The 22,119-nt window shown below is 45.4% G+C and carries 17 protein-coding genes; 14 read left to right on the top strand and 3 right to left on the bottom strand.

Features of this window, described 5'->3' with window-relative positions:
* The first annotated feature begins 27 nt into the window (after window positions 1-27).
* Window positions 28-1,002 carry a TRM11 family methyltransferase gene (locus CRO25_RS12625; protein ID WP_256863632.1) on the top strand — a complete coding sequence of 325 codons (975 nt, stop codon included), beginning with the start codon at window positions 28-30 and terminating at the stop codon, window positions 1,000-1,002.
* A 136-nt stretch (window positions 1,003-1,138) separates the two neighbouring features.
* Here the strand turns inward: CRO25_RS12625 and CRO25_RS12630 are convergent, their stop codons facing one another.
* On the bottom strand, window positions 1,139-2,095 hold the full coding sequence (locus CRO25_RS12630; protein ID WP_079695216.1) for a D-2-hydroxyacid dehydrogenase: 957 nt from the start codon (window positions 2,093-2,095) through the stop codon (window positions 1,139-1,141).
* A 189-nt stretch (window positions 2,096-2,284) separates the two neighbouring features.
* Between CRO25_RS12630 and thpR the strand changes: the two genes are divergently transcribed.
* Together thpR and CRO25_RS12640 are read left to right on the top strand one after the other, a co-directional pair.
* Window positions 2,285-2,893, top strand: a complete 609-nt coding sequence (gene thpR, locus CRO25_RS12635; protein ID WP_079695217.1) for an RNA 2',3'-cyclic phosphodiesterase — start codon at window positions 2,285-2,287, stop codon at window positions 2,891-2,893.
* Between the two features lie 130 nt (window positions 2,894-3,023).
* Window positions 3,024-3,881 (top strand): cell wall hydrolase, encoded by an 858-nt coding sequence (locus tag CRO25_RS12640; RefSeq protein ID WP_063564519.1) that lies wholly within the window; start codon window positions 3,024-3,026, stop codon window positions 3,879-3,881.
* A 277-nt stretch (window positions 3,882-4,158) separates the two neighbouring features.
* Here the strand turns inward: CRO25_RS12640 and CRO25_RS12645 are convergent, their stop codons facing one another.
* Window positions 4,159-5,379 (bottom strand): glycosyltransferase, encoded by a 1,221-nt coding sequence (locus CRO25_RS12645; RefSeq protein ID WP_063564518.1) that lies wholly within the window; start codon window positions 5,377-5,379, stop codon window positions 4,159-4,161.
* 357 nt (window positions 5,380-5,736) lie between these two features.
* Here CRO25_RS12645 and CRO25_RS12650 point away from each other — a divergent pair, with 357 nt between their 5' ends.
* The 3 genes from CRO25_RS12650 (at window position 5,737) to gltB (ending at window position 14,081) form a co-directional block, all read left to right on the top strand.
* Window positions 5,737-6,318 carry a TetR/AcrR family transcriptional regulator gene (locus CRO25_RS12650; protein WP_063564517.1) on the top strand — a complete coding sequence of 194 codons (582 nt, stop codon included), beginning with the start codon at window positions 5,737-5,739 and terminating at the stop codon, window positions 6,316-6,318.
* 207 nt (window positions 6,319-6,525) lie between these two features.
* A complete protein-coding gene (locus CRO25_RS12655) occupies window positions 6,526-8,808 on the top strand; it encodes a YhgE/Pip family protein (RefSeq protein WP_079695218.1) in 2,283 nt (760 codons plus the stop codon).
* A 674-nt stretch (window positions 8,809-9,482) separates the two neighbouring features.
* Entirely contained in the window at window positions 9,483-14,081 is a 4,599-nt protein-coding gene (gene gltB / locus CRO25_RS12660; protein ID WP_079695219.1) for a glutamate synthase large subunit, read from the top strand.
* Window positions 14,082-14,560: 479 nt separating this feature from the next.
* Here the strand turns inward: gltB and CRO25_RS12665 are convergent, their stop codons facing one another.
* A complete protein-coding gene (locus tag CRO25_RS12665) occupies window positions 14,561-14,929 on the bottom strand; it encodes a helix-turn-helix domain-containing protein (protein WP_063564514.1) in 369 nt (122 codons plus the stop codon).
* A 341-nt stretch (window positions 14,930-15,270) separates the two neighbouring features.
* Here CRO25_RS12665 and CRO25_RS12670 point away from each other — a divergent pair, with 341 nt between their 5' ends.
* From CRO25_RS12670 to CRO25_RS12705, 8 genes are all read left to right on the top strand, one after another.
* The gene (locus CRO25_RS12670; RefSeq protein WP_179800938.1) at window positions 15,271-15,696 is read left to right on the top strand and encodes a hypothetical protein; all 426 of its coding nucleotides are present in this window, start codon (window positions 15,271-15,273) and stop codon (window positions 15,694-15,696) included.
* Between the two features lie 151 nt (window positions 15,697-15,847).
* A complete protein-coding gene (locus CRO25_RS12675; RefSeq protein ID WP_079695220.1) occupies window positions 15,848-16,606 on the top strand; it encodes a tyrosine-protein phosphatase in 759 nt (252 codons plus the stop codon).
* Between the two features lie 68 nt (window positions 16,607-16,674).
* Window positions 16,675-17,427, top strand: coding sequence for a YveK family protein (locus tag CRO25_RS12680; protein WP_079695221.1), 753 nt, complete (start codon window positions 16,675-16,677; stop codon window positions 17,425-17,427).
* Window positions 17,408-18,091: a CpsD/CapB family tyrosine-protein kinase gene (locus tag CRO25_RS12685; protein WP_079695222.1), complete on the top strand. Its 684-nt coding sequence runs from the start codon at window positions 17,408-17,410 to the stop codon at window positions 18,089-18,091. Before CRO25_RS12680 ends, CRO25_RS12685 begins: the two co-directional genes overlap by 20 nt.
* Before the next feature lie 258 nt (window positions 18,092-18,349).
* Entirely contained in the window at window positions 18,350-19,258 is a 909-nt protein-coding gene (galU, locus tag CRO25_RS12690) for a UTP--glucose-1-phosphate uridylyltransferase GalU (protein WP_079695397.1), read from the top strand.
* A complete protein-coding gene (locus CRO25_RS12695) occupies window positions 19,255-19,923 on the top strand; it encodes a sugar transferase (RefSeq protein ID WP_218670779.1) in 669 nt (222 codons plus the stop codon). The genes galU and CRO25_RS12695 overlap by 4 nt, the downstream gene beginning before the upstream one ends.
* A gap of 33 nt (window positions 19,924-19,956) precedes the next feature.
* The gene (locus tag CRO25_RS12700) at window positions 19,957-20,928 is read left to right on the top strand and encodes an NAD-dependent epimerase/dehydratase family protein (protein ID WP_079695223.1); all 972 of its coding nucleotides are present in this window, start codon (window positions 19,957-19,959) and stop codon (window positions 20,926-20,928) included.
* Complete coding sequence (locus CRO25_RS12705; RefSeq protein ID WP_079695224.1) at window positions 20,925-22,118, top strand: glycosyltransferase family 4 protein; 1,194 nt, start codon at window positions 20,925-20,927, stop codon at window positions 22,116-22,118. Before CRO25_RS12700 ends, CRO25_RS12705 begins: the two co-directional genes overlap by 4 nt.
* Window position 22,119 lies beyond the last annotated feature (1 nt).

Genomic DNA, 22,119 nt, shown 5'->3' on the forward strand with positions numbered 1-22,119 from the left:
GAAGAAACATGAAGGACGGCTACCATATTGAGCTCTACAAACAGCAAAGATTCAGTTGTCGGAAGTTACGTATATACCTTCGCTTGCCATGAGAATGAACGTGCCCTATGTGAATTGGAGTTGGGAACGATGCTCGTTCCTGGCACAGATATGGATTCAGGCGATCACGCCTATGTTCGCTCCAATATTTGCATTCCACCAGGTAGAAGTCCGTTTGTCCGGGGTAGACTGGATGTGATGGCCGAAGCGGATACAGTGGCAGATCTGAAGCCTGTCGCTTCACAAATCGATCTGTCATCTGTTGAAACGTTCAAGGTTGTTTGCTTGAAAGAGGGCGATGACATGCCGGATTATGCGCATTCCCGTCTGCTGGAAAAAGAGCTGGGCATGTGCATTCAAGGCAAAGCCATGATGAAACAGCCTGACGTGACTTTTGGACTAATGCATGTGAATGGAAAATGGCTCTTCGGTCAATGGACAGAAGCCGATCGCTCGTGGCAAACCCATCATCAGAAGCCGCAAAATTACTCCACAGGCCTTGGTGTTACGTTAGCCAGAGCGTTAGTCAATATTGCTATCCCGCAAGTGGAGGGACATCGGTTGCTCGATCCGTGCTGCGGAATGGGAACCGTTGTAATTGAGGCATTGTCGATGGGAATTGAGGCCAAAGGAAATGATTTGAACCCTTTGGCGGTACAGGGTGCGCGCATTAATCTTCCTCATTATGGTTATGATGCAGCCAGAATTACCCTCGGGGATATGAATGATCTGGAAGGTTTCTACGATGCAGCCATTCTGGACATGCCATATAATCTCTGTTCTATTCTTCCGGATGAGGAACAACTTGCTATGTTGACCAGTTTGAAGAGACTTGCAGGACGGGCAGTGATTGTTTCCACCGAATGGGTGGAGGGGCACATTCTGGATGCTGGATGGAACATTGATCAGTATCGAACGGTGAGCAAAGGCACGTTTATACGTCACATTTGGCTATGCACTTAGAACGACTGCGCTGAAAATAACAGAAAAAACCTCTAAACCGGAAAAAATCCATTTTCCGATATGGAGGTTTTTGATTTTTGTAGGGAAACTTCCTTACATGGATTTGTACAATTTCACATAGGAACAGGAAGCATTTTTAGTATTTATGACTATAATTCACCAGATTGAGCGGGAGAGTTTTTCCGGCAATATATGCTTCCAAATTTTGAACAAAAATATCAAGTGCCCGTTCGGTGTATTGCTCTGTACTGCCTGCAATGTGCGGCGTAATCAAGACGTTATCCTTACCCCATAGTGGATGGTCGGCAGGGAGCGGCTCCTCCTCGAATACGTCAAGTGCAGCAAAGGCAACCTGTCTACTGTCCAGTGCACCCAGCAGAGCTTCCGTATTCACGCTTGGGCCACGTCCCACGTTGACGAAACAGGAACCGGATTTGAAATGCTCAAATGCAGTCTGATTATAGATATGATGGGTTTCATCTGTGAGTGGCAAAATATTGATAACGTAATCGCCTTGCCCCAGTGCTTCATGTAGGCCGGACATATTGTACATTTGGTCTACATTTGGAACGTCTTTTCCGGAGCGCCGAACCCCAATGACGTTCATGCCCAGTGCTTTGAGAATGCGCGCAGTTTCTGATCCAATCTCTCCCACACCGACGATAACCGCTGTTTTGCCATGCAGTTCAGGAAGTGGTTTGCCTGGGGATTTCCACTCTGCCTGCTGCTGGTGCAGCATTGCTTGTCTGAGCCAGCGGCTGTGGGACAACATCATGCCCAGAATAATTTCGGTAATGGGAATGGCGTGTACGCCATTAGCACTGGTTACCAATATACTTTTTTGTTCCAAATCTGAGAAAGGAAGGTTGTCCACACCTGCGGACCAGACCTGAACCCATTTCAATGGGCTGTTTTCTTCAAGTGCATGTTCAGTTACCAGAGGAGACCAGCCTAAGATAATTTCGGCTTCTTTTAACTCCGATGTGTCAATCTCTTTGGCTTTGCCAACCGTAAGTGTATAACCTGGTGCTGCATCCAGAATACGTTGTTGCTGCTTTGTCGACAAGGATGGAAAACATACAATTTTACCCATAGTTAGTGGCCTCCTGAATTGAAATAAGTTGTGGTATTAGTGTAGCAGAAAAGAAGGTGATGTGCGTAAAAGGCAGGAATACAGCCTCTTGTGCAAATCCCAAAAATTGTGTCACTCTATACTTAACCAGCTTGAAACCATAGAGACGACTGTGAAATAATAAAACGAACTTTAGATGAGGTGTATACCATGAATAACTATTTACATTCACATACGGATCTTCCATCCCGACGGGAACGATTATTTATTGCACTCCGGGTGCCTGCACATATTCAGAATTCACTTCGGATGTCTGCGGAACAGGTGCAAGGAAAGCTAGATTTTCGCAAATGGACGGACTACCGGGATTATCATATTACATTGCAATTTCTGGGAGATATCCTTGTTAGTGACATTGGACAACTTCGGAAAGCGCTGCGTTCGGTAACGGCCGGGTTCCAGCCTTTTGAACTGCAATTATCCGGTTGGGGAACGTTCGGTTTGGAAGAGGCGCCAAAGGTGCTGTGGAAAGGTGTTGAAGGAGAAACGGATCAACTTCATCTTCTGCAAAAACGGATCGTCGACGCAACTTCCTCCCTTGGATTCGAGGCCGAATTAAGACCTTATTCTCCTCATATTACGATTGCGCGTAAATTTCTGGGTCAGGACCCAGGAAATGAAGATAAAGGGATATTTAAAGTGCTTCCAGGGAAATTTTTAGGTGTTAATTCTTGGATGGTGCAAGATTTTGTGCTTTATGTGACACAGCCAGGTCAGGCGCCGATGTATGGGGTTGTGGATACGTTTTCTTTTTCCTGAAACTCATTGATATGACATAAAATCACATTGACATTACGTTATTCCCTATGTAATATTAGCCATCGTTATTCAAATTCTTTTTTTGTGGTTACTTAGATTAGGGAATTGTTTCGACAGGAGGAATCTTCGAATGGATATTATAAGCAAGAATCGTTGGGTGGCACCGATGTTATCTGTGCTGCTTGTATGTATAGTGGGGGCTAACGTCGTTCAGGCGACTGGTAAGTGGAATGAGGCAAGTGATAGCAAACAGATGACCGAACTTGCGGCATCTGCAGAAAATAGCGAAAATTCTTTTAGCGGAGACAGGCGAATGATGGAAGACGGGACAAGTCTATCTACTGATGCGTCTATTCAGACTGATAACTGGACCAATTCGCTCCCGGCCAAGAACTGGCTGACGGCTGCCCAAGAAGAGCAGGAACAGAAAGAAGCCAAGGCTAAACATGCGGCCCGAGCTGCAGCTGCGGCCAAAGCGAAGAAAGAAGCTGCTCTGAAATTGGCCAAGATTGAGCATGCCAAAGCGTTAGCTGCAATTACGACTCCCCCCCAAAAACTTTACTTTACACGGACCAAACTCCTGAACCAGGAAGACTCGAAACTTGCAACCTGGTCATACAGTGTGTCCGATAAAGAGCTGCTTCTGCTGCAAAAAATCGTCATGGCAGAGGCGGAAGGTGAACCGTACGAAGGCAAAGTGGCAGTTGCCAATGTTGTCTTAAACCGGCTGCGGTCAGCCAATTTTCCCGATACCATTTACAAAGTAATCTACCAGAAATCTCAATTCAGTCCTGTAGCGAACGGGCGCTTGAAACGTGTTACTCCTAATGAGGACAGTATCAAGGCAGTTAATGCAGCGTTGAATGGGAAAAAGGAAGTCGCCGATGATACGTATTATTTCTTGTCATTGACGCTTGCGGATGATCTGACAGTGGCTCGCTCCCAGAAAAAAGTAAAAACGATCGGGCATCATACTTTTTACAAGTAATTGACCTGTAAATTCTGCAAACAGGCAGGGTAGTTAACTATGTATTTGCTACATAGACCTTGAAAAGCCCTGTAATGCAGTTTTATTTCGTCGTTTTTAATTTCATTGGTGATGAGAGTTTGTTATTTAAATTACCCTTTTTTGCAGCAAATCATACGTATATATGAATGAAATAAAAGAAGGTTCCCTTCCGGATCATTGGAGGGGAACCTTCTTTATGCATGTCCTTAAGAGATAAAACATCCTCGTAGAACGACTATAAGGGGTCATAGAGCTGCTAGAATGGGATTCGGGTACCTGACAGCGAAGTTGCCCCAAATCCGGCTGTGAGGCGTTCCTTAGGTGCGGATGTGACTTCCGCTGTAGCCGGGAACAATAAATCATGGACAGCCTGGGCACAACACGTTGGATCGTAGGTGTTTCTGCTCCCTGGTTTGTGGACTGATTTCAGCTGGCTTTCAGCTTCACGTGGTGCATAGATCTGCTCACACAAATGCCTGAAGCGATCGGCGATAACGTCAGCAGAGTGAATGACTTGGCCGTATCCGGCTTGTACAAAATATTCACAGTTCTCTTCTTCCTGTCCCGGCAATGGAGGTACGAATAACATCGGCAGGCCTTTAGCCAATGCTTCTGTACAAGTCATGCCACCTGGTTTCGTAATGAGAACATCGGATACGTCCATCAGTTTGCTGACCTCACGGGTATACCCAAGAATGCGTATATTCGGATGTTGGAAGCAGGACATTTCCTTCAGCTTGGCAATCATTTTCTCATTGCTTCCCAGGCAGAACAGCAGCTGTACACGATCCGCCCATGATGTGAGGGCCTTCATATGCTCTTCATCAAAGGAAAGACCCCATCCGCCACCCATTAGCAGAGCAGTGGGCATGTTCTGAAGCCCCATTTCCTGTCGGAGGCTTACCTTGTCTCCTGCTTCCCAGAAGTCAGGATGAACAGGAATACCGGTGATTTGGATGCGAGAGGGTTCAACACCCCTGATCTCAAGCAGAGCCTTTACCTGAGGTGTGGATACCAAATATTTGTTGACCTCGGGATTAATCCACGTTGCATGTACGTCGTAGTCTGTGACCAGCGTATATAGTGGAATATTAAGTCCCTGACGTTTCAGTCGTGAGATGACCGCATTCGGAAATGGATGGGTACAGATTACGGCATCGGGTTTCAATTGGGATACGACTTGAGCCGTCTGTGTATAGAAAATCCGGTGCAAGGCCAGTTTCGTAAATCCGTTTAGTGATTTGTTATATTGTGTCCGATACAGCAGACTGACTAACTTGGGCTGAACGGTTAGTGTCTTGCGGTATGCGGACAGAATAAGCGGAGCCATGGTTGGATTTAAAAATTTGCCGAGCTCAATGACCCGACTATGCACATGTGGACTGACTTTCTTAATGCCGCTTGCGAGCGCATGGGCGGCCTGGGTGTGACCGGTGCCGAAACCTTCGGATAACAAGAGCACTCTTGGTTTTCGCATGAGTTCACCTTTATTCATCAATTTAAATTTAACATTCACAGTTATACCGCACGTTGCATTACTACATGAATATACAGCGAAGCGGAAAATCATGTTCATTCGTTACATATTTACACTATAGTTAATGTTCTGATACATCAAAACTTCGTCTTTATCCGTGTTATTGGAGTCATCATACACTATAGACGACGATAGAAGCAGTTTCCACTGCATTTCGGTTAAAAAAAATTAACACAATTTTTTAATGTTAGGGTTGCAATCTGATGATGAGAGTGGTAATCTTTATTTTGACCGAATGACCGAATTGTATTTTTGGTCATTTAAAGAGGACGATCAACGAAAACGAGGAGGGATATGATGGCTCCGATTGACAGGAGACAGCAGGTCATTCATGCAGCTGCGCAGTCTTTTGCCATGTTTGGATACAAGGCAACCACGATGGATCAGGTAGCGAAGATTGCGAATGTTGGCAAGGGAACGATCTACACGTTCTTTACGAATAAGGAACAATTGTTTGATCAGATTTTGGTGGAAGTAATCCAGGAAATGAAAAACATTGCTCATCGTGAAGTTCATCAGGAAAGTGCTTTTTTTGATAATCTGTTTCGTGTACTTGATTCATTGCTGGAGTTTCGCCGTGATCACGATTTGCTGGTTAAATTGTCCCAGGAGCTTAAGGATTTTGGAACTCTTCAGGCCAAGGAAGGTTTGGAGAAAGTGGAGAAAGTCATCTCCGATTTTCTGGCTCGGGAGCTTGAGAAGGCAAGAGACAACGGAGAGATTCGTGAGTGTGATCCACAGGTAGTAGCTTTTATGATGATTCGTTTGTACATTGCCCTCACCTCAGATTGGAGCAAGCAACACGAACCGCTGAGCAAAGAGGAAATCAAGAATTACTTTCGCCTTTTCTTAATGGAAGGAATTGCTGCTGCAACGTAACCCGAATTTATTCTACTATAATATGGGTTAGTCATACGATTACAGGCAGTGAGGCTTGTCGAGAGACAGGTTTGTTTTTTTGCTCTAAAGTGACCGTTTGAGGAAAGTGGTCACTTCGTGTTTCGGTAAATTTTCCGGAACGCATCAAATTAATTTCATTATGGTTATTCTGCTTGGAAAGCAGAGAGAACAAGGGGAGAAAATGACATGAAATCTTTATCCGTGTTTTTCAAGGATGTGGGATCGGCCGTGAGAAACCCGAAGGTGTTGATCCCCGTTATTGCAATTTTGTTTATACCGATTCTATATAGTGGTATCTATTTGGCTGCCTACTGGGACCCATATGGTCATGTCGATGAAATGCCGGTTGCGGTTGTTAACCTTGATAAAGGTGCAGAGCTGGAAGGCAAATCATTGCATGTCGGTAGTGACCTCGTTGATGAGCTGAAGAAGAATGCAGATTTTAAATGGGATTTTGTCAGTGCCAGCCAAGCTAAAGAAGGCATGGAAAACGACAAGTATTATATGCAAATTACGATCCCGGAAAACTTTTCATCCCAGGCAACAACGTTGCTTGATGACAAGCCAGAGCCGGCTGATCTAATCTACGAACCAAATGGAAATTACAGCTTTGTGGGTGCGCAGATTGGCAAGACGGCTATCAAGGATCTGAAAGCTAAGGTTTCGGCCAAAGTAACGGAATCCTATGCGGAGACCCTGCTCGACAAGTTTTCCGAAGTATCGGACGGATTGGCTGAAGCTGGCGATGGCGCAGGAGACTTGAATACGGGCGCAGGCAAGCTGGATGATGGAGCTGTGAAGCTCAAGGATAATCTGGCGAAGCTGGCATCCGGTACATTGGAACTTCAGGATGGCTTGTCTCCATTAAGTGACGGTGTCAATGCACTGCACACGGGTGCAACCAAACTTGAAAGTGGAACATCGAATCTGGTATCCGGTTTGCAGCAACTTCAAGCGGCGGCAACAAGCCAGCTTCAGAGCGGAGCAGACCAGCTGAAGGACGGCAGTGCCAAGCTGGAAACTGGACTGAAGTCTTCCGTAGACGGAGCAGGCAAGCTGCAAGCAGGTCTGCAATCGTCTGAGCAGGGCAGTGCGAAGCTGTCCGAGGGTCTGCAAAGCGCAGTGCAAGGCAGCGGCACATTGGCCACTGGCTTGAAATCGGCAGTAGACGGCAGCAGCAAGGTTGCTGACGGTGCCCAGGGCGTTGCTGACGGGTTGAAGCAGCTAGCTGCATCCAACCCGGAACTGGCAGCCAGTGAAGACGTACAGAAGCTGCTGGCAGCCAGTGCAGCAGTTGCTGAAGGCAGTAAGCAATTGCATGAGAGCGAACAGAAGCTTGCGCAGGGTGCAGATCAGTTGCACCAGGGCAATCAGCAACTGGCAGCAGGTGCTTCCGAGATGCATGGAGGCCAAGAGCAGCTTCTGACGGGTGCGAACCAGTTGGTGGACGGTCAGCAGCAATTGCTGGCGGGCGCTGGACAGCTTAGCCAAGGCGGAGCGAAGCTCTCCGATGGTCTGAAGCAGTTTAGCGGCAAGTTGGGTGAAGCTGCAAGTGGCGGCACATTGCTGGCAGATGGAGCCAAGCAACTGGGCTCGGGAACCACAGCCCTGCAAACGGGTGTAGGTAAACTGAGCGGTGGCGTGAGTTCACTAACGGATGGTTCCAAACAACTCGGTGATGGGGCAGGCAAGCTGGCAGACGGTTTAACTGAGCTGAAAGACGGCTCAAGCGAACTGGCTACCAAGCTGAACGATGCAGCTCAGAAAACGTCAGAAGTCAAGAAAACGGACGATGTGGTGAATATGTTCGCCGAACCTGTGAATACATCCGAGAATACAACAGAGAACGTGAGCAATTACGGTACAGGGTTGACGCCGTTCTTCCTGTCCATCGGTTTGTTTGTTGGATCACTGATTTCAACAATTGTTTTGAAAATGCGGGAAACTTCCGTACCGGGCGCAACGGGTTGGAACCGTTTTGTCAGCCGTACACTCGTATTCGGTTTTGTGAGCATTATCCAATCCGTAATCGTGGCAAGCTTCATGCTGTACGGTCTTGGACTGGAAACGCACAGCGTACCGCTGTTCTATCTGTTCACGATCTTTACGGGACTGACCTTTATGTTTATTGTTCAGGCCCTTGTAACTTGGCTTGACTTGCCAGGTCGTTATGTTGTTATCCTGTTATTGGTCTTCCAGCTTGCAGCAAGTGCGGGAACCTTCCCGGTAGAGCTGATTCCGTCATGGCTCCAGTCATTTAGCCCTTGGCTGCCAATGACGCACAGCATTATGGGCTTCAAAGCAGTTGTATCCAGTGGCAATTTCGATGTGATGTGGCATCAGGTCGGTATTCTGTCAATCTATGCAGGTATATCTGTGCTGCTGACCTTGGCTTTCTTCCTTTGGAACGGCAGACGTCGCAAAAAAGAAGCCGAAGTGGCTGAATCCGGTCAAGTGGTGACGGCATAAGCCGAATTGAACCGGAATAGGACAGAATAGTGAAAATAAACTTTGAACTCAAGTATCAAAATTATGCAATATAGTAGTCAAATAGTGCAAAGAGTCTGTGACCCGAAAATGGGTTGCAGACTCTTTTTGTATACAAATGCATAAGGATGAAGATATTCGCTGGAGCATGGTATGAGAAATTGGCCCAACTATGGTTAAATGCAGGCTACATATGGAATTATTTTCTTTTGTCAGCAATTAAAATTAGTTGTACTCTGACATAAAATGTGTATAATTATTCGAAAAAGAGATGAATTTTAGCATCATCACACTAAAGCTGTACTGCAAAACATTTCTTATCAGAGGTATTAAAAAGTTTAAATTGCGCTGATGTTAGGTCGGTGTTAAAATAATAGAACTATATCAAAAAACGTCGCTCCATATCAGCGGCCGTGCCAGCGGTTGCGTGTTGTTATACCAAGCTGTTTACCGGGTGATCCGGATCAGCTCATCTCATGGATGGCCTCTGCCGCAATAGCAGCAATTATAAGATTGACAGCCCTTTTTGCTGTCGCCCTCGTTCATCTAGCAGGTGTTTATTCATATTGAAATGCCCGCTCCTTCCGTTTCATTGTTGCTTGTTGCCTATGTTCTTGATCTTTCCGAAATACTTCACTATAGAAAGGTTGCGTTCCATGAGACACATCGGATTACCTCCTAAACAGGGTCTGTACGACCCACAGTTCGAAAAAGACGCATGCGGAATGGGTTTTGTTGCCAACATCAAAGGAGTACCTTCACACGACATCGTTAGTCAGGCACTGACCATGCTCAGTAACATGGAACACCGCGGAGGACAGGGCAGTGAGCCGAATTCCGGTGACGGAGCCGGTATCTTGATCCAGATTCCACATCGCTATTTTGCACAGGAAGCGGACCGTCTTGGTTTTGCATTGCCTGAACAGGGCTTCTACGGCGTAGGGATGCTGTTCCTTTCACAGGACCCTGTCATTCGGAGAGCGCATGAAGAGAGCCTTAAGAAGATCATCGAAGAAGAAGGCCAGACGTTCCTGGGTTTCCGGGATGTGCCTACGTTTGATGAGATGCTGGGACGTTCTGCGCTTGCAGCAAAGCCTTATGTGCGTCAGGTGTTCATTGGAAGATCGACAGATGTTAAGGATGAATTGGGATTTGAACGGAAATTGTACGTCATTCGTAGACGTGCGGAGCTGGCTATTCGTTATTCGGCGGATGAAGCAGAAGGTGGTTCATTCTACCTGCCAAGCTTGTCCTGTCGCAAAATTGTCTACAAAGGCATGCTCACAACGGAACAGGTGGGACAGTTCTATCTAGATCTTCAGGAAGATCTCGTGGAATCAGCGATTGCGCTTGTTCACTCCCGTTTCAGTACGAATACATTCCCAAGCTGGGAACGTGCTCACCCGTATCGCTTCATGATCCACAACGGTGAGATCAATACGATGCGTGGTAACGTGAACTGGATGCATGCCCGGCAGTCGCTGTTTGAGAGCGAATTGTTCGGTAACGACATCTCGAAAGTAAAACCGGTTATCAATCCGGATGGTTCGGATACAGCGATGTTTGATAACACGCTGGAGTTCCTGTATTTGAGCGGCCGTTCATTGCCACACGTGGCCATGATGATGGTTCCTGAGCCTTGGAGTACAGATGAGGGAATGGACCCTGCCAAAAAGGCATTCTATGAGTACCACAGCACGATGATGGAGCCTTGGGATGGACCAGCAGCAATGGCCTTTACGGACGGTTTGCAGATTGGTGCAACTCTTGACCGTAATGGTCTGCGTCCTGCACGTTACTATGTAACGAAAGACGATCGTATTATTTTGTCCTCCGAGGTAGGGGTACTTGATATCGCTCCTGAAGAAATTCTCTATAAAGATCGTCTGCGTCCTGGACGTATGCTGCTTGTCGATACACAACAAGGACGGATTATCGCGGATGAGGAAGTGAAAGCTCTCATTGCGGCCGAGAATCCGTATCAGGATTGGCTCGATGAGCATCTGATGGATCTGAATGAGCTGCCGGATGCACCGGAACTGCCTGATCCAAAACATGATAACGTAACCCAGCTTCAGCTGGCGTATGGATATACATTTGAAGAATTACGCAAAGTGTTGGAGCCCATGGCTTCAACAGGTATGGAAGCTACAGGCTCCATGGGTTATGATGCGCCGCTTGCGGTTCTGTCGGATCGTCCGCAACGTCTGTACAACTATTTTAAGCAGATGTTTGCACAAGTTACCAATCCACCGATCGATGCGATTCGTGAAGAGATTGTAACGTCTACGGCAACAACGATCGGACCTGAGCGTAACCTGCTGAATCCTGAACCGGAGAGTTGTCGTCAGATTCGTTTGGATACACCGGTACTTTCTAATGAGGATTTTGCGAAGATTCGCCACGTTCGTCGTCCGGGCTTCCGTTCCATGACGATTCCGATCTTCTTTACAGCAAAAGAGGGCGCAGAAGGACTTCGCAAAGCGATGGAACTGCTCTTCGAAGCTTCAGACCGTGTCATTGACAAAGGTCACAACATTTTGATCCTGTCTGACCGTGGTGTGGACGCCGAGAATGCGGCTATTCCAGCATTGCTGGCAGTAGCAGGTTTGCATCACCATCTGATTCGTAAAGGAACCAGAACCAAAGTCAGCATTTTACTGGAATCGGCAGAGCCACGTGATATTCATCACTATGCCTTGTTGCTTGGTTACGGCGTAAGTGCCGTGAACCCGTATCTGGCGTTTGAAACACTGGATGACATGATTCAGCAAGGGCTGCTGCGTGGCATCTCACATGATAAAGCCGTGAAGAACTACATTAAAGCCGCTACCAAGGGCGTTATTAAAATATTGTCCAAAATGGGAATCTCGACGATTCAATCCTATCGTGGAGCTCAAATCTTTGAAGCGGTGGGTCTGAAATCAGACTTCGTTGATCGTTACTTTACCTGGACGCCTTCGCGAATTGGCGGAATTGGTCTGGAAGAAGTGGCTGCCGAAGCATTGACTCATCACAACCGTGCCTTTACAGACAAAGATGGCAATGACAAAGTACTGGATTCCGGCGGGGAATACCAATGGCGTAACGACGGAGAAGAGCATCTGTTCAATCCGCAAACGATCCATACGCTGCAGCATGCAGTACGTACGGGCGATTACAAACTGTATAAAAAGTATTCCAAACTCGTGCAAGGAGAAAATGATCAGTTGCTGACCATTCGCTCCATGCTGAGACTGAAACCGGTCGGTCCTGCGATTCCTTTGGAAGAAGTAGAGTCCGTCGAAGACATTATGCGTCGTTTCAAAACCGGGGCAATGTCCTTCGGTTCAATCAGTAAAGAGGCACACGAAGATCTCGCTATTGCGATGAACCGTGTTGGTGGTAAATCCAATACAGGTGAAGGCGGGGAAGATCCGGCTCGCTTCATTAAAGATAGTAACGGTGATTCTCGTCGCAGTGCGATCAAACAGGTGGCATCCGGACGTTTTGGTGTAACATCCAACTATCTGGTTAATGCCGATGAGATTCAGATCAAGATGGCACAGGGAGCAAAACCGGGTGAAGGTGGACAGTTGCCTGGACGTAAGGTATACCCTTGGGTTGCTGAGGTTCGTGGATCAACACCGGGTGTAGGTCTGATCTCTCCGCCACCGCATCATGATATCTACTCGATTGAGGATCTGGCTGAATTAATCTATGACTTGAAAAATGCCAATCCACGTGCAGAGATCAACGTTAAATTGGTATCCGAAGTCGGCGTTGGAACGATTGCGGCTGGTGTAGCTAAAGGTCGTGCCGACATTATCCTAGTAAGCGGTTATGACGGTGGAACAGGGGCTTCTCCACAAGGTTCGATTCGCCACGCGGGTATGCCTTGGGAGCTGGGGCTTGCAGAAACGCATCAAACGTTGATGCTGAACAATCTGCGTGACCGTGTTGTACTTGAAACAGACGGCAAAATGTTGAATGGTCGTGACTTGGCTATCGCTGCTTTGCTGGGAGCTGAGGAGTATGGATTCTCTACAGCACCACTCGTTGCACTCGGCTGTATCATGATGCGTGTCTGTCAGATGGATACATGTCCGGTAGGTGTAGCAACACAAAACCCTGAATTGCGTAAAAATTACACGGGAGATCCTGCTCATGTCGTTAACTTCATGCGTTTTGTCGCTGAAGACGTTCGTGAAATCATGGCTGATCTTGGCTTCCGTACGATTCAGGAAATGGTGGGCCGTACAGATTGCCTTGAAACAGTAGAGGCTGTAGACCACTGGAAGAAGAAAGGTGTAGATCTGTCCGTATTACTGCATGTGCCTGAAATGCCGGAAGGCTCTGCACGTTACCGTACACAGCATCAAAACCACCAATTGGAGGAGACGCTGGATATGCAGCAGTTGTTGCCATTGGCGCAACCTGCGCTTGAATCTGGTCAACCGGTTGAAGCGGTGCTTCCAATTACCAACGTTAACCGTGCAGTAGGAACCATTTTGGGTAGTGAAATCACGCGCAAATATGGAATTGCAGGATTACCGGAAGATACGGTTCAATTCAAATTTGTCGGCTCCGCTGGACAAAGCTTTGGGGCCTTTGTACCTAAAGGTATGACATTGACCGTTGAAGGGGATTCCAATGACTATGTAGGTAAAGGGTTGTCCGGAGGTAAACTGATCGTCATGCCTTCACCAAAAGCCACATTTGATGCCGAAGATAACATCATCATTGGTAACACGGCTCTATACGGGGCAACCAGTGGTGAAGCTTATATTCGTGGTATTGCTGGGGAGCGGTTTGCTGTACGGAACTCGGGTGCCAAAGTGGTTGTTGAAGGTGTAGGCGACCATGGTTGTGAGTACATGACAGGTGGCCGTGTCGTCGTTCTGGGTGATACAGGTCGTAACTTTGCAGCCGGGATGTCCGGAGGTATTGCTTATGTGTATGATCCAAAAGGCACATTCCTGAAACGTTGTAATCTGGAAATGGTACTTTTGGAGCGTATCGAAGATGTTTCTGAGAGTGCAGATCTGCGAGGCATGATTCAACGTCATGTTGCGAATACAGGTAGTGCGGTTGGTCAGCGCATTCTGGATAACTGGCAGCAATCTGTAGATCAATTTGTTCGTGTTATTCCGAAGGACTTCAAACGAATGACCGAGCAAATCGAACGGATTCAGGCAACGGGCCTGAGCGGAGAGGCAGCTTTGCTGGCTGCTTTTGAAGCCAACATGCGTGAACTTGCGCGTACAGGAGGTTAATATATTCCTGTCCGATTGCATGAACGGGTTGTATTAAGAATAATAGGAGCTTTATGGCGGCCAAAACGGCGCTGTAGAGCTCCTATTTGGTTTTCGACAAAATTAGAACCCGCACAAAAAACGCTATCGCCATGAGACGACAACATTGAAGAACTTTCTCAAGTATAATTAGGCTAGTTTTGGAGTGCAGGGAAAGTATAAAGATAAGAGAGGTTAGCGGAATGAATATGAAGCAACCAAACAGGGGCGATCGTAAGCCGAAAGGTAAACCAGTCGAAGCAACCCAGATGGACATCATGAAAGTTTAACTGCAATGCGGAATCGACCCGGAGCGTTGGAACCATTTCGTATCCTCCGACAACAACAAGCGTGCTTGACAACACATCGACAAGCCTAGAATAGATGGAGGGAAATCAAGACAAAAAAAAGCCCAGCAACCGGAGAGTGATGTTTTCTCGGTACTGGGTCTTCTTTGCGGTTTAATCCATACTACGCTCCATGCGGACAAAAGCAATAAAACGACGTGCCTCTTCTTCTGTTAAGGGTTTGCCATCAATCATCAGGCCGAAGCGTTCCAGCACTTCCTTATCTGATAATTCAAGGGCGTCCACGAACTCCCTTACGTCCTCATCCATTACGACATCATTTTGTTTCGTCCGTCCAATGAGATAATCAATAGATACGCCAAAGATGTCAGCAAGTCTCGTTAACACTTCGAAATCCGGTTTGCGTCGGTTTTTCTCGTAGTGGGAGAGAGCAGCTCTTGTAATATGAATGGAGCTCGCAAGTTCTTCTTGAGTAAGTCCCCGCTGTTCCCTTAATTCAGCAATGCGATTTCCGTAGCTCATATGCTATTTCCCCCTGAACGCCATCAAATATATATTGAAACAATCCTGAGCCAAGTGTTTGATCAGGGCAGCTTTCCTGCATCATCGTAACGCCTTAGTAGTCCTAGTTGTATATAGGTCTGTCTAAGGACATCTCATATTGTCGTAAATCAAAAGAACCATGTCCAAATACTGCTTGACATGATACAAAATGTATCGTAAATTGGACGTATGGAGTTACAAAATGTATCATTTGGGATATTTTAAGTATGACCACGTTGCCTACCCAATATACCTGTGAGAAGGAGTATAGGCAACTCTTGCAAGCTAATCCATTCTAAAGGAATGAAGCCATGAATTCAATGATTCAGGAATGGGCGGATCTCAAATTAAATGTCCATATGTACATTCAGGAGTTTCATGGCAAATTGGTAGACCGCAAAAGACGCCCCGTTCTGCTGCTAGGTATGGACACAAGAGCGATCACCTTCCTGAGCGACCTGGACTTGCCGATATCACCAGAGATGCTAATTGGTTTGGATGTAGAAGATAGCCATGTATGTGTGCGACTCCACGCAAAGTTGCAATGGAAACAGCCTTTCGGTGAGCTCACATTGTATCATTCAAACTTGCATATTCAGCAAGAGCAGACACTATATATAACGGGACAGTTAAATACAATGATTCGAGAAGTTCAGTTTCCGACCGTTTCCCGGTTTCAGTATGAGAAGGCATCGGAACAACCTAACTTGCAGGAAACCTATCATTACATTGATTTTACCATATGAAATGAACACATTCTAAACATATTCTGAACAAGCATGTACTTAACGCCATTTTACTATATTTCATAGCGTTATGCATTAGTTCTTTAACACCAAAAGCATTTGCGCAATGAATAAAGGGGCGAGGGGGATCATACATTGAGGAAGTTTGGATATGGTTGAAATGCACTGCCACATTTTATCCGGTCTGGATGATGGCCCTGTTCATATGGAACAGTCCATCGCGATGGCTGAGAAAGCGGCAGCCTCAGGAATTACCTCGATCATTGCTACTCCGCATCACCTGAACGGGCAGTACAACAATCAACCCAACGTGGTCAATCAGGCAGTGGACCTGCTACATGCAGAACTTCGCAAACGCAACATTCGCTTGGAGATCCGTCCCGGACAGGAGATCAGGGTGCATGACAACCTGATTGCAGACTTATACGCAGGAAAGTGCTGCACACTCGCCGGGAGCCGATACATGTTGCTGGAATTGCCCTTTGGTCATATCCCCTCGCAGTTCCCCGGGATACTCCAAGAACTTAAGTTGGCGGGTATCATTCCTATTATTGCTCATCCCGAACGAAATCGTCCAATCCAGAACAATCCCGATTTATTGGTTGAATATCTTGGGCAAGGTGCTTTATGTCAAATCACGGCTCAATCGGTCATAGGACTTTTCGGGCGAAAAGTTCAGAGATGGTGTTTTCATTTTTGCAAAGAAAACGGATTTCATTTCATTTCATCAGACGCCCACAATATGGAAGGAAGAACATTTTCAATGAAGGCCGCATATCACCTGCTTGAACGCCGATTTGGAGATCGTCTAGTTCAAAATTTGCAAAATAATGCGTGCTCGGTCTGGAACAATCAAATTATAGAGCTGGAAGAACCCGTAATTATGAAGCGTAGATTGTTGTTCTGGTAACCAGCTAAATATATATAGAAGAGACAATCTGCATCATAATTTGCTGACTTGAATGGGAGGAATACAGTGTGGAACTAAAAGAGTACATGAAAATTTTGCGAAAACGAATTTGGATCATTATTGGCTTTGTAGCAGTTGCTTGTATTGGGGCAGGGGTAAAAAATTATTTTTTGACTGTACCGATTTATGAGGCGAATGCCAAATTAATTGTTAACCAGGCATATAACGCAGAAGGTGTTCCAAACCTGGATATTGGTTCAATCCAAACCAACATTAAAGTGATAAATTCATATATGGAGATCATTAAATCTTCGGCAATCCTCGATAAAGTAGCAGCTACATACCCCGATCTTGGCATGAACGGTAATGAATTAGGACAGAACCTACGGGTATCCACCGCGAATGAATCCCAGGTTATGAGTTTGACCGTCACCGGTTTATCTTCTGAAAAAGCGGCAAAAACGGTAAATGCTGTTGCCAAAGTGTTTGAATCCCAAATCCCCGTAATTATGAAAGTTGATAATGTAACCATTCTGAGTGAAGCCAAACCTACGGATTCCTCTGGACCCATCAATGTAAATCCCGTTATGAACATTTTAATCAGTTTTTTTGTCGGACTTCTATTATCTATAGGATTTATATTCCTGTTGGAATATCTGGACGATACCTTAAAAACAGAGGATGAATTGGAAAAAGAACTGGGTATTCCTGCACTAGCTGTTATCTCCAGAATCCGAAAAGAAGATGCTCGTTTTTCCAAGCAGTCAACAACATCTCAAAAACAGGTAGGTGATGGCCAATATGCCACGGTTAACCAGTGATAAAGGGAGCCTCGTTACTATGGCCAATCCCAAGTCTACATCATCTGAAGCATATCGGAAGTTAAGAACCAATATCCAGTTCTCATCGATTGATAGTCAGATTCAAACGATCATGATTGCTTCGGCATTATCCGGCGAAGGGAAAACGACAACGATCGGCAATCTGGCAGTTACCTATGCCCAAGAAGGGAAAAAGGTTCTGCTAATGGATACGGACCTGCGAAAACCTGCGGTGCATCGGATGTTTAATGTTCCTAACCATGTGGGGCTGACGAGTGTATTATCCAGCCAATATAAAGTTACGGAAGTACTTCGAGAAACCGGAGTGGAAGGGCTTCATGTCTTGTCTTCCGGCCCTATACCTCCTAATCCTTCAGAGATGATTGGATCTCGTAAAATGACGGCTTTGCTCCAGGATTTGAAAGAAGAATACGATGTGATTTTATTTGATACACCACCTGTTCTGGCGGTTACAGATGCTTTAATTATTAGTTCATTGTGTGATGGAGTAATTCTTGTTGTGAGCGCGGGCAAGGTGAAAAAGGATCTTGTCAAAAAGGCAAAAGCCCATCTCGAACATGTTAACGCACGTATCCTTGGAGCCGTCTTGAATAATGTGCAGCTGCCCAAAAGTCGGAGTTCTTATTATGGTGGAAATGCATAACGAATGTACGCATTAAACTAAAGATAATATCGTCAAGGTGATGTCTACTATACCTTTATCAAGGTAGGCACTCGGTCACACTGTGGGTAGTGTACCTTAGACGTATATCGTCAAGGGTGTGATGTGAGGTTGGGTTTAATGCCCTTTTATGAAATTAAAAGTAAGAATTGCATCAATTTATTTCATGGTTTCATGGATTTAAATGATCCAACTCATGCTTTTAAACATAAAAAAATAATAATGGATAGGGTGGTATTTATGACTAAAGTGAGGAAAGCAATCATTCCCGCAGCCGGATTGGGAACCCGATTTTTACCCGCTACGAAGGCAATGCCTAAAGAAATGCTCCCTATTGTGGATAAACCGACCATTCAATACATTGTTGAAGAAGCTGTAGCTTCCGGGATTGAGGACATTATTATTGTAACGGGCAAGGGAAAACGTGCGATTGAAGATCATTTTGACAGCGCGTTTGAACTGGAGCAAAATCTGCTCGAAAAAGGAAAGCTCAGCTTACTGGAAGAAGTCCGGAAGTCCTCCAACGTTGATATTCATTACATAAGGCAGAAGGAAGCGCTGGGACTTGGGCATGCTGTATGGTGTGCTCGAAACTTTATTGGCAATGAACCATTTGCTGTATTGCTTGGTGACGATATTGTGGTTTCTGATGTGCCGTGCACGAAGCAACTCATTCAGCAATATGAGAAGGTCAACCAATCTGTACTCGGAGTGAAAACAGTAAGTCCAAGTGAAACATACCGCTATGGAATTATTGATCCATTGCACACAGAGGGGCGTTTGTCTTCTGTAAACAGCATGGTTGAAAAACCGCCATTGGGTACAGCACCTTCCAATTTGGCTATTATGGGCCGTTATATTTTGACACCTAAAGTATTTGAGTATCTGGAAGAGCAAAATGTGGGTGCAGGTGGTGAGATTCAACTCACGGATGCGTTGCAAATGCTGAATCGGGATGAAGGAATTAGTGCTTATGATTTTGAAGGCTCACGTTTTGACGTCGGTGAGAAGCTGGGCTATATCCTAACCACACTTGATTTTGCTCTCAAAAATAAAGAATTGCGTGCGCCGGTCCTAATGGCGATAGAAGAGATTCTGATGAAGGAACAATTGAACCAAATGCTTGTAGCAGGAGGGGATAGTCTGTGAAACTTTCAAGACCGGAATACTTTGGGAGTGGAGAAGCCCTGGCCAAGGATGGCACTTCGGCAGTATTGGAACAGCCATATTCGCAGCGTGTTGGCGGATATGCTGACGTAATAAAACCGTTTATCGATTTTATTATTGCGGCTGTGCTGTTGCTGATTACATCACCGGTCATGCTTGTTGCAGCGATTATGATTAAACTTGATTCTAAAGGTACTGTAATTTTCAGACAAGAACGTTATGGGAAGAACGGAATTAAATTTAATATTTACAAATTCAGAACGATGCGTACGGATGCACCAAAATACAGCATATCGCCGACCACAAGCGATGATCCTAGAATTACCAGGTTGGGTAGATTACTTCGGAAGACTAGTCTGGATGAGCTGCCTCAATTGCTAAACATTATCAAGGGTGATATGAGCTTCGTAGGTCCCAGACCTGAAATGAAGCGAATCGTAGAAGAAAGCTACACGGATTTGGAACGAAGACGTTTTCTGGTAAAACCAGGAATTACCGGACTATGGCAAGTAAGTGATGTTCGCAAGGAACCGATTCATCATAATCTGCAATATGATTTTCACTACATCTCTAACGTCTCTTTGAAGCTAGATATCATTATCGTTTTTAAAACCGTTGGCGTTATGATTAAAAGTAATACATTTTAACCTACTCATTAGATAATATGGAGTGTGATTGCATTGAAACATATTGTAGTGACGGGTGCAGCCGGTTTTCTGGGTTCCCATCTAGTCAAATCATTGATTGATCAAGGACATCAGGTTACCGGAATAGATAACCTTTCAACAGGCGTTTCTAAAAATCTGCAAGAGGTGGCTAACAGCCCCCTCTTTTTTTTCCGTGAAGCTGATGTTACGTTGCCCGACTCACTGGATTTTCTCGTAGATCAGCCAGTAGATGAAGTCTATCATCTGGCTTCACCCGCTTCACCCAAGTTCTATCAGGCAGATTCGATCGGAACGATCTGGGTGAACACTCGAGGAACCTATCATTTGCTGGAGCTCGCCCGTACCAAAGGAGCAAAGTTCCTGTATTCGAGTACGAGTGAAGCTTATGGAGATCCCGAAGTTCATCCGCAGCCTGAGAGTTATCGAGGTAACGTGAACACTTGGGGACCTAGGGCTTGTTACGATGAGGCCAAGCGCTTGGGTGAAGTTTTTTGTTATGAATACTACACGAAACACAGTGTTCCCGTGAAGGTAGCACGTATTTTTAATACGTATTCCTCAGGACTACGAAATGATGACGGTCGTGTCATTTCCAACTTTGTAACACAGGCACTGACAGGGCAGGATATTACGGTGTATGGGGATGGTTCGCAAACCCGTTCATTCTGTTATGTTGACGATAATATCAAAGGACTGCAAAAACTCATGGAAGCGGTTAGTGCCGATGGTGAAATTATCAATATCGGAAATCCTACGGAGTACAGCGTGCTTGAAGTGGCACACTTGGTCAAACGCCTTACACAATCAGAGAGCAGAATCGTATATTTACCTCTACCTCAGGATGATCCAAAGGTCAGAAGGCCGGTCATTGATAAGGCAAAGAAACTATTGAATTGGGAACCGGAAATCGGATTGGAAGAGGGATTGGGGCTCATGATCCAACATTATCGTTCAATGCTCCTGAGAATGAACGTGATGCCATGACGAAAATATTGATTGCCCACAGCCTTTATTCACCAAACATTATAGGAGGGGCAGAAATATCCACACAGATTTTGGCACAGACCTTGAATCGTTATTATGAAGTCCAGGTCATGACCGTTGGAGAACATACCGACAGGATAGTACAGTCGGACATTGTAAATGGGATCAATGTTATCCGCTTGCCGTACAATAATCGGTATTGGCTTGGGGATGGAGGGAAACGGGTTTCCGTTCCGAGTAAGATTCTGTGGAGAATTCAGGATATTTTTAACGTGAAACAATATCACCACGTAAAGGAGTATCTCATTAAGGAAAGACCGGCCCTGCTTCATACGCATAATCTACCAGGTCTCAGTTTGGCTGTGTGGAGAGCTGCTCATGAATTGAATATTCCGATTGTACACACACTTCACGATTTTTCTCTTATTGATCCGATTAAGGTATCTGCGTATTCAAAAGTGTACAGAATTGTATCAAGAAAATTCAGCCAGATGGCAGCATCAGTCATCGGTGTTTCCAATCATATTCTTGGTAGTCACACCTCACTTGGACTTTTTGAAAACTCAAGTAAACATGTGGTTCATAATATTGTTGATACTGATGCATATGCAACTGAACTGTATGAAAAGAAGAAGGTTAACACAAATGCTCCATTCCAAATTGGATATTTTGGACAACTCACCGAAGTGAAGGGTGTGCATTATTTAATTGAAGCAATAAAGGCATTAGATACTGATGTTGTTAGCAAACTTTGTATTTTTGGCGATGGCCCTATGTTGAATTCTTTGAAGCAATCAGCAGCTGGGGATAATCGTATTGAATTCAAGGGGAAAATACCCAAATCTGAGGTCATGAAGCAAATGGCTGCAATGGATCTCACCATCGTTCCGTCAACATGGGATGAACCTTTCGGATTAGTAGTAATTGAATCTTATCAGGTAGGTACACCGGTATATGCTTCACGCGTTGGTGGAATGTCCGAAATTCTTCTGGATACCGATGAATTCTCGTTTTCTCCGTATAGCTCAGAGGCCATTACTCAATCGATTCTAAAATATTACCATATGAGTGAACAGGAGAAAGTAGAGTTGAAGGAGCGCTGTAATCAATACAGTCAATCCTTCAACGAGGCTTATCTGCTCAAGAAACACGTAGATATATACGATAAGCTGATCGGGTATGGAGGTTAAC

It is taken from the genome of Paenibacillus sp. RU5M, from assembly GCF_900221055.1.
Lineage (GTDB): Bacteria > Bacillota > Bacilli > Paenibacillales > Paenibacillaceae > Paenibacillus > Paenibacillus marchantiae.

Bases quoted from the DNA above. Each gene is read 5' to 3' on its own strand.
- CRO25_RS12675 (WP_079695220.1), top strand. From the start codon at position 15,848: ATGGTTGAAATGCACTGCCACATTTTATCCGGTCTGGATGATGGCCCT.
- CRO25_RS12705 (WP_079695224.1), top strand. From the start codon at position 20,925: ATGACGAAAATATTGATTGCCCACAGCCTTTATTCACCAAACATTATA.
- CRO25_RS12655 (WP_079695218.1), top strand. From the start codon at position 6,526: ATGAAATCTTTATCCGTGTTTTTCAAGGATGTGGGATCGGCCGTGAGA.
- galU (WP_079695397.1), top strand. From the start codon at position 18,350: ATGACTAAAGTGAGGAAAGCAATCATTCCCGCAGCCGGATTGGGAACC.
- gltB (WP_079695219.1), top strand. From the start codon at position 9,483: ATGAGACACATCGGATTACCTCCTAAACAGGGTCTGTACGACCCACAG.
- thpR (WP_079695217.1), top strand. From the start codon at position 2,285: ATGAATAACTATTTACATTCACATACGGATCTTCCATCCCGACGGGAA.
- CRO25_RS12640 (WP_063564519.1), top strand. From the start codon at position 3,024: ATGGATATTATAAGCAAGAATCGTTGGGTGGCACCGATGTTATCTGTG.
- CRO25_RS12670 (WP_179800938.1), top strand. From the start codon at position 15,271: ATGATTCAGGAATGGGCGGATCTCAAATTAAATGTCCATATGTACATT.
- CRO25_RS12685 (WP_079695222.1), top strand. From the start codon at position 17,408: ATGCCACGGTTAACCAGTGATAAAGGGAGCCTCGTTACTATGGCCAAT.
- CRO25_RS12630 (WP_079695216.1), bottom strand. From the start codon at position 2,095: ATGGGTAAAATTGTATGTTTTCCATCCTTGTCGACAAAGCAGCAACAA.
- CRO25_RS12650 (WP_063564517.1), top strand. From the start codon at position 5,737: ATGGCTCCGATTGACAGGAGACAGCAGGTCATTCATGCAGCTGCGCAG.
- CRO25_RS12665 (WP_063564514.1), bottom strand. From the start codon at position 14,929: ATGAGCTACGGAAATCGCATTGCTGAATTAAGGGAACAGCGGGGACTT.
- CRO25_RS12645 (WP_063564518.1), bottom strand. From the start codon at position 5,379: ATGCGAAAACCAAGAGTGCTCTTGTTATCCGAAGGTTTCGGCACCGGT.